The sequence below is a fragment of the Pseudoalteromonas sp. GB56 genome (genome assembly GCF_054923835.1).
Genome location: NZ_JBPCHK010000001.1, coordinates 2,702,010 through 2,716,471, shown reverse-complemented (window position 1 = coordinate 2,716,471; position 14,462 = coordinate 2,702,010). Strand labels below are relative to the sequence as shown.

The following is a 14,462-nucleotide window of genomic DNA, read 5'->3' as shown; positions in this document are numbered from 1 at the left end:
ATTATTTTAGTTATGGCTTCTTAGGTATGGCTATTTATTTTGTGTATTTCTGTGGCTGGCCTTGGCGTATAAACACAGCAAATCTAACGCGAGTGATGCCGCAGCGAGTGATGTAATTTCAGCTGTATCATAAGCAGGGGATACTTCAACAAGGTCCATTCCTACAACATTGATACCTTCTAAAGCGCGAAGAATCTGCTGTGCTTGGTAGGTACTCAGTCCGCCCACAACAGGTGTTCCAGTACCAGGGGCATAGGCAGGGTCTAAACAATCAATATCGAACGTTATGTAACAAGGGTGGTCTCCCACGATTTGCTTGATTTGTTTGGCGATATAATCGGGTTGATTGGCATGAATTAAGTTGTTGTCAAAAACATGAAAGCCAAGGGTGTCATCAATTGACGTGCGCATGCCTAATTGCACGGAACGCGCTGGTTCTATGAGGCCTTCTTTGGCGGCGTGATAAAACATGGTGCCGTGGTCAATTTTGCCTGTTGAATCATTCCACGTATCGTAATGTGCATCAAAGTGAATGAGTGACAAAGCGGTGCCGAATTTCTTAGCGTACGCTTTTAAAATAGGGTAAGTGATAAAGTGGTCGCCACCTAAACATAGACTGGCGCAATTTTGTGCCAAAATATGACTCACATGTTGCTCTATATGCTCCGGTGCGCGCTCAGGTAAGCTGGTATCGATACCACAGTCACCATAATCCACTACTGCTAGTTGTTCAAAAGGATCAAATCCCCAATGTGCGACCTGACCCCAAGCCAAGTTACTTGAGGCGGCACGAATTGAGCGTGGCCCCATGCGTGCACCAGCACGATTACTCAGGGCTAAGTCATAGGGGATGCCGGTAACGGCCACATCAGCATGCGTTAAATCTTTACTGTACTTCCTGCGTAAGAAACTTAATACACCAGCAAAGGTAGGTTCAATGTCGGTGCCGAGCAAGTTTTCTCGGGTAATTGCAAAATCAGTTGGGCGGGTCATAATCGCTTCCTGTAGGTAGAAATTCTTTTGGCAGTATTTCATCAGGCGACAGGATTGTAGATCCCCTAAAAATGGGATCGTTTTTCTACATGACGGTGGGCATTATCAACATATGGAAGAAAATAAATGGGTTTCTTGGCACCTAAACTTAGCCAAGGTGCTAAATCAATGTGAACGCGCTGATTCAATTAATCTATTGTTATATGCTTTGGAAGAGTTGGTTGGCGCGACAAGTGGGTTAGCAACGAAATACGCAGTGGGTGGTAAACCCGAAATCACGCACCAGCGCTTGCTGGCATCTGAAAGTAAACATCTCCAAATCAACCATTATGCGGATGTTGCGTATTTACTGGATCCATTTTATCGGCTCATTATTGATTCTCGAACGACTGGAGTGTTTGCGCTTAAGGATATTGCTCCTGCGGGATTCTATGAATCTGAGTACTATCGGCTGTTTTATTCTTTGATAAACGTTCGTGATGAAGTGTGCATCATCGTTAGCGTGGATGATGGGGTGTTCTTCAGTTTGTCACTTGTTCGCTCAGAGGGTAAAAATAACTTTTCACAGCAAGAAGTGTCTGACTTAGAACGTGTTTACCCTGTTATAGCCGCATTGATAAATAATTGGTATTTGGCCAATAGCGACAGAACAAAAGAGCCTCTGGGCTGGCAGTTAGATGAAGCCTTAAATTTATTCGGTAGCTCTGTTTTAACGCCAAAAGAGTGTGCTGTGCTACGTTTCACTTTGCAGGGATACTCAGTTAAATTTATTGCCCAAAAGATGGATAACGCCATCGAGACCATCAAATACCATCGCAAGAATATGTACCGTAAGCTAGATATAAACTCCCAATCTGAGCTTTTTAACCTCTTCATAACTGCCCTAAAAGCCTTGCCAAAAGGCGCAAGAACAGACCCGCTAATGCACTTAAATTAGTAAACCCCATACCAATCACTTTTGATAAATCAGTATTTCACAAAAGTAAAAGCTTGATTAATAGTTGAGCAATCAAGTATATTTCAAGTTGTATTATATAGATTGGAATTACTATCGTGACAGAACTTTCAAATTCGATGCAATTGATTTTGGCGCTTGTGAAAACACAAGGGCAAGTGCTTAAACCTATTGAAAATGCCCTTTCGTTACATGGTTTGAGCTTTTCTGAATGGCTGGTTATGCATAAGTTGAATGTTGCGTCAGATCGCAGTTTAAAACGCGCATCACTCGCAAGCAGCATTGGCTTAACGGCGTCTGGGGTAACCCGATTACTCAAGCCGATGGAAAAAATAGGGTTGGTGGAAAAGGTCACCAATCAAAGAGACGCGCGAATGAGTTTAGTCAGACTCAGCGAGAGTGGTATCAGGGTCTATCAAGAAGCAACTGATAGCATCGAGCAAGGCGCTAAGAAGGTGACACAAATGATGAGTGTGAAGCAAATCGAACAGTGTGCAGGCCTGTTAACTACTCTACATTTTTCAGCAATTGAAGCATCTCACTAATGAGTGTGGCCGTTGATTGAGCTTGTCTCAAACGTCATGTGTCATCAATCTTGCATTGAGGTGCTGCGAATCAGTGTGTGTCGTGTTGAAATTGATTCACTGAGGGAAGTACTGTGCTTTGTAACTCTGCCAGTCTCCCCGATTCTTTTAGCTTGGCTAGACCTTTGTTGAAAAGAGAGCGAATCTTTTTGCTATCTTTGTTTACCTTGGGAAAGAGCAGATGTCCTGTTGGGGTGTCTATAGCCGGCGACATCACTCGGACTCGCGCTATATCTTGTGGTGGAAATAATGTATGAACATATTGCCAACCTACAATTTCTTGTGCAGGCACTATGTCGACTCTGCCTAATAGCATCATTTGAAAGTTTTGTTCGTCGGAACCAACAACATAAGTGTTGTCTGGATGACGTTGGGCATATTGCCAAATTGATTTGGTATAGGTGTAGCCTCGGGTCAAACCAATAACTTGCTTATTGAAGTCCTCGAGTGCATTCCAAGTATTGGGTAAGAGCGAATTAAAATGAAAAAACACAAGTTTTTCATGGGTGATGGCATCGCTGTAAATAAAATGTTTGCTGTGCGACTTATCTTTGTACCAATAGGACGTGGCGACGAAATTTCCACGTTTTGTTTCATCATATGCTCTTGCCCAAGGCAAGAATACAAATTCAACTTTCACATCTACTTGCGCGAATGCCTCTTTAATTATTTGGCTTACAAACCCTTTACTTTCGAGGTTTCTGTCGATGTATGGGGGCCAGTCAGAAGTACTGATTTTGATAGTTTGTTGAGCGTGACTACACACACTGAAAAATAGACAGGCTAACAATACAACCCAGTTTTTCACTGATAAACCACTGTGTTTTTATTAATACAATTAAGGGTAGTCGTTAACTGAGCGGTATGTTCAATAACAAAGATACATTAACGAAGTTAGATTTGTTGTTTGACGATCTAGGGTGTTAATAGATGCTGGGAAAGCATTGCTAGCAAAAGCGTGCAACGGATTTAATTTGCACGCTTTTTTTGTTAGCTACTGAATCAAACTCACCTGTTTGACATAGGTGTCAGTCTGCAGTCCGAAGTGGCCCAGCACATAGGTGAAGGTGGCGTCTTCTCCCCATAATCTACTGCTGTGGATGCCATACACATAGCACGTGCCCGTTGAGCAAACGATTTGGTCGGAGTAGCTCTTAATGGAATACACTTTATCTCCCAATGCCTTACCATAAATGCTATTGAGGAATGGGCTGCCAACGGATAATCCATAGTAGCCGCAGGTACTGTTCCACACGTTGTATGGGTAAACACCGCAACTGAGCAAACCACGAGCAGCGCCCGCTACACCTACAAAGGTATCGACATCTGATGCCATCCCCAGCTTATAGATTTGTTGTGCAGCAAGGGTCACGCCCATTGAATGGCCGATAACATCAATCTTACCAGTGCATGATTGGTTGATAGCCGAAAGAATGGCATTGCGCACAGGCGTTTCTTCGCTGCCATTATGATCATTGCAACTTGCGCAAGATTTGGAGCCCCAGTTAGGGGTAAAAATTTCGCTACTTGAATAACCCTTGCTGAGTAATTCGTTAATCGTGTTGTTCCAGCTTGATGGCGATGCCGTATTGCCATGTACCAAAACAACGTTATCTCTGCACGCCGCAAATGCGGTTGTGATCATACCTGCGCATAGCGCAATTATCGTCAATAAACGTATCATTGTGTGTTCTCCTTTTAACGTTTCATTTACAACGTATAAAAGTTGAACAGCGCTGAACATAGTACTTTGGTGCTGTGACAAATATGGGGAAAATCGTTGGCAGTAACGTGTTGATAAAAATAGAGTAATTATTCATATATCGACGATATAAGACTAATTTACCTTAAATGGGTAAAGTTTAGACTTTTCAATAATATACGCTATATTTCCCTACGAATAATTATCGTGCTCGTGCAACTATTATAAAGATTAGGGAAATAATCATGTTAAAGAAATTCGCGCTGTCTGCAGTAACGGCTGCCGTCATTGTAGCGTCTCAGTTTCCGTCTACTGCTCACGCGACTCCTGCAACAGATGTAGGCACAAAAATCGCAGAAAAAGTAGCAACACTTGTTCTTGGAGAAGTCTTTTCATCGATTTTTGGTGGTGCGGATCCAGCGGCTACACCTCAAGAAGTGCAGAATATTGTTAACGAAGGCTTCAACAAAGCGGCAATGAACGAGATAGACACGCAATTGGGCGCAGTCATGAGCTCGATTGTTAACTACAACTGGCAGTTGGATTATGCAACAACGAACTCTCAGGCTATTCATGACCTATATACCGAAGCATCGAGTATTCAAAGCAATGTGAAAACCCACATGAGCCACAATAACTTCGTGCCGCTGATCAAAACCTATGTAACAGCTTCTACGGTCCGTATCGCGTTTCTGTCAGAGCGCCGCCGTAATGTGAAAATACTTGCCGAAGCAGAGGTTGAGGCAGGCACAAAAACAGCTGAAGAGTTGGCGTCAATGATTGCAGGCGAAAACACGGTGATCGCAAATGCGGCTTTTGATAGCTTGAGCGATTTAGCGAACTTCTTCTATGAAGATTTTTACGAAACAGCCCCTGGTCAACAAGGCTGTATTTATAAATACCCAGAGACGCCATGGATTACCAGTGATGGTCGTTTGGGAACGAACCGAGATGCGACTAAGCAAGACCGCTCTACAGTGAGCTGTAGAAATTACCCAAATATTCTGCCTCAAGAAGTAACGAGTGTAGGAGATGCGATAGCGGGTGTTGATGTTTATCACAGTACTCCGTGGAAATCGACAGACATACAGCAAGCCAAGAAAAATGACCTATGGGCATTTTCTGTTAGAAAATGGGATAGCAACCCTGGACCGTTCAACAACGACTACCATATGTTGATGGTCAAAGGTGAAGACTTAGCGCGTTATGTTCGTAACCTTAACTCCATTTCAAAGTACCCAGATTTATTAGGTGATATCGAAGGCCAAGTATTAAGTTGGGTAGATATCATCGCAGCCAACGGCGACCAAGAATTACTGACTCATGCGCTGAAAAAGGCAACTGAGCTGGGCGTTGAGCAAAGTACGCTTGCTAATCGTTATGTAGGCAAGCACCCAGATGCCATTATTGCACTAAAAACGTGGTTCGCAGACAAGTTGCGTGGCTGGGGTTTGAACAACAAAATGGCGCCTACCCGCATTGCCTTTCCAAAAGACAACCCTTATCCAACAGAAGCACCACAGTGGCTTGGCGCTGCAATGAACTAATAAAACTAGGGCCTCACTTCTTGTGAGGCCAGTTTATAAAATAAGAGGTACTCTTTTTATGCGTTTATTAATTGCTGGCGCAGTGGTTATTTTGGCTGGTTGCAGTTCCATCGAATACCCAGATCCTACCCAGTCTAGCCTTACCAATAGCCATGTACTGACAACGACTGCTGGACAAGGGCAGATTTATATATTGTCTCGGAACAGCTCACATTATCTCTGTTCGTTGCCTCACCCAGATGCCGCTTTTGATCAGGCCGACGGTGGCAATGTTGATGTATCCATCATCAGTAGTCGCAGTGAAGATGCGGGCATGGATGATAGTACGGAAGAAGTTGAATTAGCGGGTCGTACTCCGGCTGTGCTGATGACACGTGAGCTTTTCTTTAGAGCCTGTGAGTTTTCATCGAACTATCAATTATCAAAAGATGAAGCCAAAGAGTTATATTATAAGACGCTAGAAGGCGCGTTGCAGAACTGGGCAATTGAAGCGGGGCATACTACGGTTGCAATTGGAGACTCAGTTCGCACCGATTCTGATGTATCAAATGGTTCAAAAGACGAAAAGAGCAATGAACACCATTTAGATGATACCTCTTCAACGTCCAAAGATGAGCCGCAAGGGTATTGATCATTTAAAGATGCGGTGAGCCTTATTGGCCACCGCATAATCCTGAAAAAAGTTAGGATGCTTTACACAGCACCATTGAATCGGTCTTCAGTTCAATGCGGGTTTGTCCATCGCAGCACTTAATCTGGTTGCTGCCAGTGCAACTAAACAGATGATGGCGCCAATCCATGCGGTATCTTGAAGGCGCATGCTTTGGACAACGAGTCCACCCACAACTGAACCGATAGCAATCCCCACATTAAACGCTGCAATATTAAGTCCTGATGCCACGTCCACAGCATTGGGTGTGTATTTTTCAGCAAGTTGTACAACATACACTTGTAAAGCTGGAACATTCCCAAAAGCAAACGCACCCCAGACCAACACGGTCAGCACTGCTAGGAGCTGGGACGACATGGTAAAAGTCAGAATCAATAGCGTGATTGCAAGACCACTGAAAATGAGCGTGAGCGCGGTTGTAGGGCCTTTTCTATCTGCCAACTTACCGCCCCAAATATTACCAATGGCAACTGAGACGCCGTACACTAACATGATGATACCCACCATGGATGCACTGAATCCAGCTTCTAATTCTAAGATAGGGGCGAGGTAAGTAAACGCGGTGAATGTGCCGCCATAGCCCAGTGCTGTCATTAGATAAACAAGTAACAAACGCGGTTGAGTCAACACGTTGAGTTGTTCAGATAGCTTTGCAGATTTAGCTTGTTTCAAGTTATTCGGCACCAATATCGCGCTGCCAATCAGTGCTATGAGGCCCAGCATAGATACAACTAAAAAGGTGGCTCGCCAACCAAAACTCTGGCCAATCCATGTGCCCAAAGGGACGCCGGTAACTAAGGCTACTGTGAGACCCGTAAACATGATGGCAATAGCACTGGCTTCTTTGTCTTTGGCGACTAGGCCTGTGGCGATGGTCGAACCGATAGAGAAAAACACACCGTGAGCGAGTCCCGTCAAAATGCGCGCCAAGATGAGCGTTTCGTAACTAGGCGCTTGCCAAGCGAGTAGATTACCCAACACGAACAAACTCATCAAAGCGAGTAACACGTATTTACGATTCCACTTCCCCGTCAGGGCGGTTAATACCGGCGCACCAACGGCGACTCCCATGGCGTACAGACTAACCAATAAACCGGCAGAAGGGAGAGAGACACCTAAATCAGTAGCAATCGTGGGTACCAGTCCCACAATCACGAATTCAGTGGTGCCGATTGCGAAAGCACTGAGCGTCAGTGCAATTAGAGCTAAAGGCATGGATTTATCCTCATCAAAAATTAGAGGCATAGAATGACGAACTTTTTAATTGCAAAAAATAGCGGTAGTGACAAAATACTTTTGTGGAAAATGAGAAAGTTTACTTATGCCAGTACAAGCGAAAACAGAAGATTTGGAAGCTTTTTTAGCGGTTGTAGACAGCGGGAGTTTCTCGGCGGCGGCCACGCTGTTGAATCAACAAGTCGCGAAAGTGTCTCGCGCGGTGTCGCGATTAGAATCTCATTTAAACTGCACGTTGCTTAATCGCACTACACGGCGCATTGAGTTAAGCGAAGAAGGAGCCTTGTTTATAGAATTTGCTCGCGCTGGACTAAATACGCTAGAGCAGGGGGAAGAGGCGCTTCGGCAATTACGTGGTAAGCCATCAGGGAAACTACGCATTGATGCGGCGAGTCCGTTTATCTTTCATCAAATCGCGCCGTTAGTGAATGATTTCATTTGTGCCTATCCCGATATCCGTTTAGATATCACCAGCCATGACAGCATCATCGACCTTCTAGAACACAAAACGGATGTTGCTATTCGCATTGGTGATTTGAAAGATTCGAACTTGCATGCGCGGTTGTTAGGGCGCAGCGAACTTAAAATGGTGGCATCGCCAGAATATCTGGCGAGCAATCAGCCCATTACGCACAATGCGCAACTCTTATCACATCGGTTAATCGGCTTCACTGATGCACCCTCATTGAATAAATGGCCGCTAGTAGAATCGCTGTCGCTTAGTTTTGCGATTACTGCGAGCAGTGGAGAGACTGTGCGACATCTGTGCATAGCGGGGCAAGGTATTGCCTTGTTGTCTCATTTCATGATTCACGATGATTTAAAAAATGGCCGTTTGCTTGAGGTGTTGCCACATGCGGTGCAATCCCCCAACAGGCGCGAAGCAGTGCAGGCCGTTTATTATCGAAACAGTGCGATATCATCACGTATCAGCGCATTTTTAGACTTTATTCAACCTAGATTGTGCTTGTGAGATATGCTCTTTTTTAACGCTAAATTTCTTGTGCAAGTGAACCAACTCAGCGCTCATGTAGTATCTTTCCTAATATCAAAGCCCATAAAATCGCGTAAACGCGAATTAGCTAGGAGTCACCATGTTAAATATGGATTTTGCCGAAAAACTTGCGATCAAAACGGCAGAACAACCTTGGCTTGCGAGCCCTGCGAAAGGAGTATGGCGTAAGCCACTTGAACGTGAAGAGAAGGAATCAGGCCACACAACCAGCATTGTGAAGTACGAGGCAGGCTCGCGTTTTAAACCACACCCCCACCCGTTAGGTGAGGAAATTTTTGTACTCGAAGGTGTGTTCTCTGATGAGCACGGTGATTACCCCGCAGGCACGTATATTCGTAATCCCCCCAACAGTGTGCACGCTCCTTTTAGCGAGCAAGGCTGCGTGATTTTCGTGAAGCTTAATCAATTTGATGAGCATGACGCGGTCACTGTGCGAATCAATACCAATGAAACATCGTGGCAGCCAGGCCAAGGAGGCTTACAAGTTATGCCATTGCACAGCTACGAGCATGAACATACGGCTTTGGTAAAATGGCCGCCAGGGGAGCAGTTTGTACCGCATAGGCACTTCGGTGGTGAAGAGATTTTAGTCCTCAGTGGTGAGTTTATTGACGAACACGGCAGCTACCCGCAAGGCACATGGTTGCGTAGCCCCCATATGAGTGAACATACCCCATACGTGGATGAGCAAACCGTGATTCTAGTAAAAGTGGGGCATTTGCCCGTTGAACATCCGCGCTGATGCCAAAAAGCATGGGCGGCAACGGCACTTAATGCCATTAACACAAATAGGGTTTGTGTCGGTTATCAATAATAAGTAATATAATATTAAATTAAGTTCCGTATTCGCAATCAGGTTGAAAGATGGCAATTAATACAAACAGCCCATTGGTTGAACAACGCGCAGATCCTTTTGTTTATAAGCACTCAGATGGTTTCTACTATTTCACCGGCTCTGTGCCTACTTATGATCGCATCGAGTTGAGACGTTCAGAAACGCTTGAAGGTTTGGCAGACGCGCAAACATTTGATGTGTGGTTCAAACATGAAAGCGGGCCGATGAGCCGTCATATTTGGGCACCTGAAATTCATTATCTTGATGGTAAATGGTATGTCTACTTTGCGGCTAGTGAAGAAGACGATATTTGGGCGTTGCGACCATATGTGTTGGAGTGCCAAGGCCAAGACCCGCTTAACGACGAATGGGTTGAGTTGGGCATGATGCAGGCTGCCGAAGGTGATGAAAAGTCATTCACTGATTTTTCTCTCGATGGCACGGTGTTCGAGCACAATGGTAAACGCTATTTTTGCTGGGCTGAGAAAACCGGTGGCCAATTTGCCGCTTCGAACCTGTATCTTGCCGAGATGGCGTCGCCGATTAAGCTGAAAACGCCTCAGTTTATGCTCACAACACCTGATTACGATTGGGAGCGTGTGGACTTTTGGGTTAATGAAGGGCCCGCTGTACTCAAAAATGATGGCAAAATTTTCATCGCATTCTCAGCGAGTGCAACTGGTGCATGCTACTGCATGGGCTACATGGAAGCAGATGAAAATGCAGACTTGTTAGACCGTAACTCGTGGACCAAAACACGCATGCCTGTGTTGAAAACAGATTACGACAAGCAGATTTTTGGCCCAGGTCATAACTGCTTCACGGTGGCTGAAGATAATGAAACGCCACTGTGTGTTTATCATGCTCGAGATTATGAACATGCGGTGGGTGAGCCCAGTGTGGTGCCAAAAACAGACACGCGTTCGCTCGAAGAAATCAAAAAAGATCCACTTTACGATCCCAACCGTCATGCCCGCGTTATGGAAGTGAAATTTGATGACGGTGGAAGACCACTATTCGAATTGTATTGATCAATTTTGAGCTACGAAAAAGCCGCCCAGATTGGCGGCTTTTTTTATACCAGTAGCTTTTACAATGCCGGTAAACTTTGCTCCAGCATTGCTTTGATTTGCTTAATTATTTTCTCTTCTGTTTCAGGTTCAAACTGGGCGATTCGTGGCGTATGAATATGCCCAGTGGGAATGCTTGAATTGAGCTCATTACGTAAACGAATACTGCGATAAGAGATTTCATTTGAAAGGTAACCACCGCCACCACCATTAACGGCAATCGCGGATTTCAGTGCACTTAAACTGCCAGGACGAAAGGTTTGTTCTAAGGTTGTGACTTCGTGATTGTCATTAATTTTGTATGGCCCTTGTGCCTTTTGCATATAAGCCACGGGTAAACTGAATTCGACAAACTCATTGCCAGGCAGAGGGCGGCCATTGAGGCTTGAAATCTTCGGCGCTGTTTGCGTGCCACCATAAACAATATTGGCATTATCAGGAGCAGTCACACTGCGGCGCTTGCCGGGGAAACGTTCTAAGTCAAAGTCGGTGCGACCCATGCTCACTGTGACCACCATATCGACATTATTAAGGGCATAGTAGGGCGCAAGCACTTCTTCAATCATGCCGTTGTCGAAATCTTCATAGCGCACGGGGATCATCACCGTGTTTATCTCAGCATCAATGCCCTCATAACTAATTACTTGGCCATCGAGTAGTAATGCTGCAACGCCGGATGGATTGCTTTGATTGATGTTTCTGTCGAGCAAGAAGGGGTCAAAGCCAGTTAATAGAATCTTTTTGTTTGTGCCGTGGGTGTACTCTAAATCCGTGCGACCACGACTGCCATTTTCTAATAAGGCTAGTAACGCAGAGCGCTGTGCATCACTGATAGCAAATTTAGGTGTGCTTGAGCGCATTACTTTACTCGAGAGCAGGCGCGCCCAATACAGTTCACGGTCATCAAAGTTGTTGGTCGTCGTGATGCGTTTTTTCGCGTCGCGCCATAACTGATTCGAATAATCGAGTACCAATTCTTTGGCTTGTTGGTAGCTGCTGGCTTTCTTCCAGTTCTTTTCAAAAGCTTTTATGTCATCGTTAAATGCAGCCATGACTTGAGGCATGGCTTGTGTGGCTTTTTCAATGCGTTGTTCTTCCACTGTTAGGTCTGCACCGAGGCCAGAGAAAGAAGATAGAATTAGGCTGGAGGCAAGAAGTAATTTAGTCATGCGTTTCCTATACAGTGTTTTTATTATTGCGGGTACAAACCTTACTATCCTACTTAAGCAAGAAGAGCGCAACAAATTGAGGTGGCGCTCGTGGCGAGGTGAACAAAAGTGTGAAACAAGATTGAGCAACGCTTCGCGATTACCTACAATAGCGCACACATTTATCTATAAAGAAACATCACAATGACAGATTCAAGTGCAAAGCCAGCAATTCCAGATATGCTTTCAATCAACCCGCGTAGCAAGTTCTACAACGAAGAAATCCTAAAGCATGAAATCGGCGTTCGTTTTAACGGTAAAGAACGTTTTGACGTAGAAGAGTACTGCATCAGCGAAGGTTGGATTAAAGTTGCCTCACCAAAAGCACTTGACCGTCGCGGCCAACCTTTACTAATGAAGAGCAAAGGCACAGTGGAAGTTTTCTACCGCGAATCGTAAGCATTCATATTGATTATAAAAGCAGGCACCTATGCCTGCTTTTTTTGTGATTGAAAATAAGCGTCAGGGCGCTTAGTCTTAATACTTCACACTGGACGTGGTTACTTAAATATCAATGAAATGGATTCTCTTTGTAGCGTTGTCGCTACTTTCTAATTTTCTTTTCGCCAACGAGCAATACACTGAATCTGAGTGCATCCTACTGCAACATCAAGCAACTGATTTTAGCCATAATAAATTGTCACCGCAGTACCGCAGTGCAAAACAAAAACTAGATAAACACTGTATTAAACCGAGAGTGGTTGCACGCTCCAATAGTGCGATGTACCTGACAAATATACCTGAGAAGAAAGCGATGAGCGGCGAAGTTCGCCAGCCTGTGGCAGTAAAAGATAGGACTGCCAATAGTGTCCGTATACCTCAGACGGCTCATCCAACACAGCCCGTTAATGCCTTTGAGTCAATATTTAAACAACTGTTCCTGTACGGCTTATGGTTTTTACTGACCATAGCATTAATAGCAGTAGTTAGAGTCACGGTCACTGTAAAAGCGGGAGCAATCGGTGAGTGGCAGGTGAATCGGCTGCTCGAAGTAATGACTAAAGAAATTGGCTTTACCCTATACAAGAACATGTTGTTTAGGGCTGAAAACGGTGAATGGACAGAAGTGGATCATTTATTGGTTACACCGTATGGCATATTCGTCATTGAAAGTAAGAATTATCAGGGGTGGATATTTGGTAGCGAGCATCAAGCGAAGTGGACACAAAGCACGGTGCGCTCTAAAACGCCCTTTATGAATCCCCTTCGACAGAATTATAAGCACTGCAAAGCCGTAATAGCATATCTGGCGTTGCAAAGTGGTATCGAATCTCTGGTAGTTTTTAACGACAAAGCAACGTTTAAGACACCCATGCCAGCTAATGTTGTGATGCTGAGTGACATGATCCGCTACATTCTTAATTTCCAAATTGAAAGGTTTAGCGCTGAGCAACTGACACAAATCAATGTGTTACTGTCTCTAAGGCAGCAGCAAACGACAAAAGAGGATTACCGAGAGCACCTACGCCAAGTGAATGAACGCATGGCTCATCTAGGCTAAAGTAAACCTAATTAATTTAAGAAATAGACATAAAAACAATAAGATAACACTATGCACGTAGATGAAGCTCAACTCGAACGCGTTAACGCAAAACTCAATAACCAGCACGCTCTCAAAGCCGCAATCGGTGCCGCGATATGGTGTATTCCACTGCTGTTGACTTGGTATGGGGTCTATTATTTTGCACCGGATTTTTCGCCGATGATGTTGTTTTTAGCTGGGGTGGGACTCGGGTTTGCGGTGCGTGCTCATGGTCAGGGGTATCTTCGTCGCTTCGCAATGATTGCGCTGGTTGCGTACGTGGTGTTGGTGGTCGTGGCTGTGAATATTGGCATTGTGATCACGGGCACGATTTGGGGAGTCATCTTGCTTGGGCTGTTTCTTTCGGGTGCATGGGCGTCGGCATTTTTTGCTCGAAAAGGCATTCCAATGACCGAGAACAATGCGTTTTATGTATTAACTGAGCAGCACAGTCACGGTAGCGGGGGGCTTGCAAAAAACCGTTGGTATTTGGCTTTACCCTTGGTGCTAGTGGGCGCTGCTTTCACTAATGCGGTGACTGCGTTTGCAATACATGTGTTCCATAGTGTGAACCAACAGCAGGCTTGGGCACAAGATTATCAAAAAAGTGTGCAGCGTCATGAAGCGGAGAATATTGATGTGACACCTAAACACCTTGACCACGAAGGAAGCGTTATTTTACGCCTACAGTTACTACACTGGCCGTCATTTTGATGCGTATGGTCGATACAAAGGTGAGTACCCACTATCAACCTTCAAGGCGAAAACGATACTTAACTATCTGGTGAATTATCGCCAAGAACCGCGTGCCGCCTTTATTTTGGCCAGAGTGAATGAGGGGCAAAAGGCCAGTGACATGCTGCAAACCGCCATTGATGGCGGTGACCAGTATGCTAAATTTTATTCCGTTGTGCAGTACGGCTGCACTGGTGAGGATAAGCGCGCAAAACAGTTACTCAGTGGCATGCAGCGTTTGGTTAATGAGGTGCCGATTGAATCTGACATAAATACCGTGATGCATTATGGCTTTGCGCATCTGTGTGAAGAGTTGCCTGATGGTGACTTTGAGTTACGTTTTATTAGGGAATACAAACCTAAGTCGTAAAGGCATTATTTATCCATTTG

General features: G+C 44.8%; 16 protein-coding genes. 11 read left to right on the top strand and 5 right to left on the bottom strand.

Annotated elements, in window-relative coordinates; all coding sequences use genetic code 11:
- Positions 1-30: 30 nt before the first annotated feature.
- Positions 31-993, bottom strand: coding sequence for an agmatinase (gene speB, locus ACH19P_RS12675; protein ID WP_462158891.1), 963 nt, complete (start codon positions 991-993; stop codon positions 31-33).
- 112 nt (positions 994-1,105) lie between these two features.
- On the opposite strand from speB, the gene ACH19P_RS12670 reads away from it, so the two are divergent.
- The gene (locus ACH19P_RS12670) at positions 1,106-1,930 is read left to right on the top strand and encodes a LuxR C-terminal-related transcriptional regulator (RefSeq protein ID WP_462158889.1); all 825 of its coding nucleotides are present in this window, start codon (positions 1,106-1,108) and stop codon (positions 1,928-1,930) included.
- 116 nt (positions 1,931-2,046) lie between these two features.
- Entirely contained in the window at positions 2,047-2,493 is a 447-nt protein-coding gene (locus ACH19P_RS12665; protein WP_462158888.1) for a MarR family winged helix-turn-helix transcriptional regulator, read from the top strand.
- 70 nt (positions 2,494-2,563) lie between these two features.
- Here the strand turns inward: ACH19P_RS12665 and ACH19P_RS12660 are convergent, their stop codons facing one another.
- Both ACH19P_RS12660 and ACH19P_RS12655 read right to left on the bottom strand, forming a co-directional pair.
- On the bottom strand, positions 2,564-3,340 hold the full coding sequence (locus ACH19P_RS12660) for a substrate-binding periplasmic protein (protein WP_462158886.1): 777 nt from the start codon (positions 3,338-3,340) through the stop codon (positions 2,564-2,566).
- Between the two features lie 186 nt (positions 3,341-3,526).
- Complete coding sequence (locus tag ACH19P_RS12655) at positions 3,527-4,216, bottom strand: alpha/beta fold hydrolase (protein WP_462158885.1); 690 nt, start codon at positions 4,214-4,216, stop codon at positions 3,527-3,529.
- Positions 4,217-4,479: 263 nt separating this feature from the next.
- Here ACH19P_RS12655 and ACH19P_RS12650 point away from each other — a divergent pair, with 263 nt between their 5' ends.
- A complete protein-coding gene (locus ACH19P_RS12650) occupies positions 4,480-5,781 on the top strand; it encodes a hypothetical protein (protein WP_462158884.1) in 1,302 nt (433 codons plus the stop codon).
- A 58-nt stretch (positions 5,782-5,839) separates the two neighbouring features.
- On the top strand, positions 5,840-6,412 hold the full coding sequence (locus ACH19P_RS12645) for a hypothetical protein (RefSeq protein WP_462158883.1): 573 nt from the start codon (positions 5,840-5,842) through the stop codon (positions 6,410-6,412).
- An 87-nt stretch (positions 6,413-6,499) separates the two neighbouring features.
- Here ACH19P_RS12645 and ACH19P_RS12640 read toward each other — a convergent pair whose 3' ends face one another.
- Positions 6,500-7,666, bottom strand: a complete 1,167-nt coding sequence (locus tag ACH19P_RS12640) for an MFS transporter (RefSeq protein ID WP_462158882.1) — start codon at positions 7,664-7,666, stop codon at positions 6,500-6,502.
- Between the two features lie 106 nt (positions 7,667-7,772).
- Between ACH19P_RS12640 and ACH19P_RS12635 the strand changes: the two genes are divergently transcribed.
- From ACH19P_RS12635 to ACH19P_RS12625, 3 genes are all read left to right on the top strand, one after another.
- The gene (locus ACH19P_RS12635) at positions 7,773-8,660 is read left to right on the top strand and encodes a LysR substrate-binding domain-containing protein (protein ID WP_462158881.1); all 888 of its coding nucleotides are present in this window, start codon (positions 7,773-7,775) and stop codon (positions 8,658-8,660) included.
- 121 nt (positions 8,661-8,781) lie between these two features.
- Positions 8,782-9,444, top strand: coding sequence for a cupin domain-containing protein (locus ACH19P_RS12630; RefSeq protein WP_462158880.1), 663 nt, complete (start codon positions 8,782-8,784; stop codon positions 9,442-9,444).
- A gap of 122 nt (positions 9,445-9,566) precedes the next feature.
- A complete protein-coding gene (locus ACH19P_RS12625) occupies positions 9,567-10,568 on the top strand; it encodes a family 43 glycosylhydrolase (protein ID WP_462158879.1) in 1,002 nt (333 codons plus the stop codon).
- A gap of 59 nt (positions 10,569-10,627) precedes the next feature.
- Here ACH19P_RS12625 and ACH19P_RS12620 read toward each other — a convergent pair whose 3' ends face one another.
- Positions 10,628-11,776 carry a hypothetical protein gene (locus ACH19P_RS12620; protein ID WP_462158878.1) on the bottom strand — a complete coding sequence of 383 codons (1,149 nt, stop codon included), beginning with the start codon at positions 11,774-11,776 and terminating at the stop codon, positions 10,628-10,630.
- A 183-nt stretch (positions 11,777-11,959) separates the two neighbouring features.
- Here ACH19P_RS12620 and ACH19P_RS12615 point away from each other — a divergent pair, with 183 nt between their 5' ends.
- The 4 genes from ACH19P_RS12615 (at position 11,960) to ACH19P_RS12600 (ending at position 14,442) form a co-directional block, all read left to right on the top strand.
- Entirely contained in the window at positions 11,960-12,214 is a 255-nt protein-coding gene (locus ACH19P_RS12615; protein ID WP_462158877.1) for a DUF3297 family protein, read from the top strand.
- Between the two features lie 115 nt (positions 12,215-12,329).
- Positions 12,330-13,316 carry a nuclease-related domain-containing protein gene (locus tag ACH19P_RS12610; protein WP_462158876.1) on the top strand — a complete coding sequence of 329 codons (987 nt, stop codon included), beginning with the start codon at positions 12,330-12,332 and terminating at the stop codon, positions 13,314-13,316.
- 51 nt (positions 13,317-13,367) lie between these two features.
- Positions 13,368-14,051 carry a hypothetical protein gene (locus tag ACH19P_RS12605; protein ID WP_462158875.1) on the top strand — a complete coding sequence of 228 codons (684 nt, stop codon included), beginning with the start codon at positions 13,368-13,370 and terminating at the stop codon, positions 14,049-14,051.
- Positions 13,993-14,442: a hypothetical protein gene (locus ACH19P_RS12600; RefSeq protein WP_462158874.1), complete on the top strand. Its 450-nt coding sequence runs from the start codon at positions 13,993-13,995 to the stop codon at positions 14,440-14,442. Before ACH19P_RS12605 ends, ACH19P_RS12600 begins: the two co-directional genes overlap by 59 nt.
- Positions 14,443-14,462: the final 20 nt, after the last annotated feature.

Coding starts and splice junctions, on each gene's coding strand:
- speB (WP_462158891.1), bottom strand. CDS start 993: ATGACCCGCCCAACTGATTTTGCAATTACCCGAGAAAACTTGCTCGGC.
- ACH19P_RS12670 (WP_462158889.1), top strand. CDS start 1,106: ATGGAAGAAAATAAATGGGTTTCTTGGCACCTAAACTTAGCCAAGGTG.
- ACH19P_RS12655 (WP_462158885.1), bottom strand. CDS start 4,216: ATGATACGTTTATTGACGATAATTGCGCTATGCGCAGGTATGATCACA.
- ACH19P_RS12650 (WP_462158884.1), top strand. CDS start 4,480: ATGTTAAAGAAATTCGCGCTGTCTGCAGTAACGGCTGCCGTCATTGTA.
- ACH19P_RS12645 (WP_462158883.1), top strand. CDS start 5,840: ATGCGTTTATTAATTGCTGGCGCAGTGGTTATTTTGGCTGGTTGCAGT.
- ACH19P_RS12640 (WP_462158882.1), bottom strand. CDS start 7,666: ATGCCTTTAGCTCTAATTGCACTGACGCTCAGTGCTTTCGCAATCGGC.
- ACH19P_RS12635 (WP_462158881.1), top strand. CDS start 7,773: ATGCCAGTACAAGCGAAAACAGAAGATTTGGAAGCTTTTTTAGCGGTT.
- ACH19P_RS12630 (WP_462158880.1), top strand. CDS start 8,782: ATGTTAAATATGGATTTTGCCGAAAAACTTGCGATCAAAACGGCAGAA.
- ACH19P_RS12625 (WP_462158879.1), top strand. CDS start 9,567: ATGGCAATTAATACAAACAGCCCATTGGTTGAACAACGCGCAGATCCT.
- ACH19P_RS12620 (WP_462158878.1), bottom strand. CDS start 11,776: ATGACTAAATTACTTCTTGCCTCCAGCCTAATTCTATCTTCTTTCTCT.
- ACH19P_RS12615 (WP_462158877.1), top strand. CDS start 11,960: ATGACAGATTCAAGTGCAAAGCCAGCAATTCCAGATATGCTTTCAATC.
- ACH19P_RS12610 (WP_462158876.1), top strand. CDS start 12,330: ATGAAATGGATTCTCTTTGTAGCGTTGTCGCTACTTTCTAATTTTCTT.
- ACH19P_RS12605 (WP_462158875.1), top strand. CDS start 13,368: ATGCACGTAGATGAAGCTCAACTCGAACGCGTTAACGCAAAACTCAAT.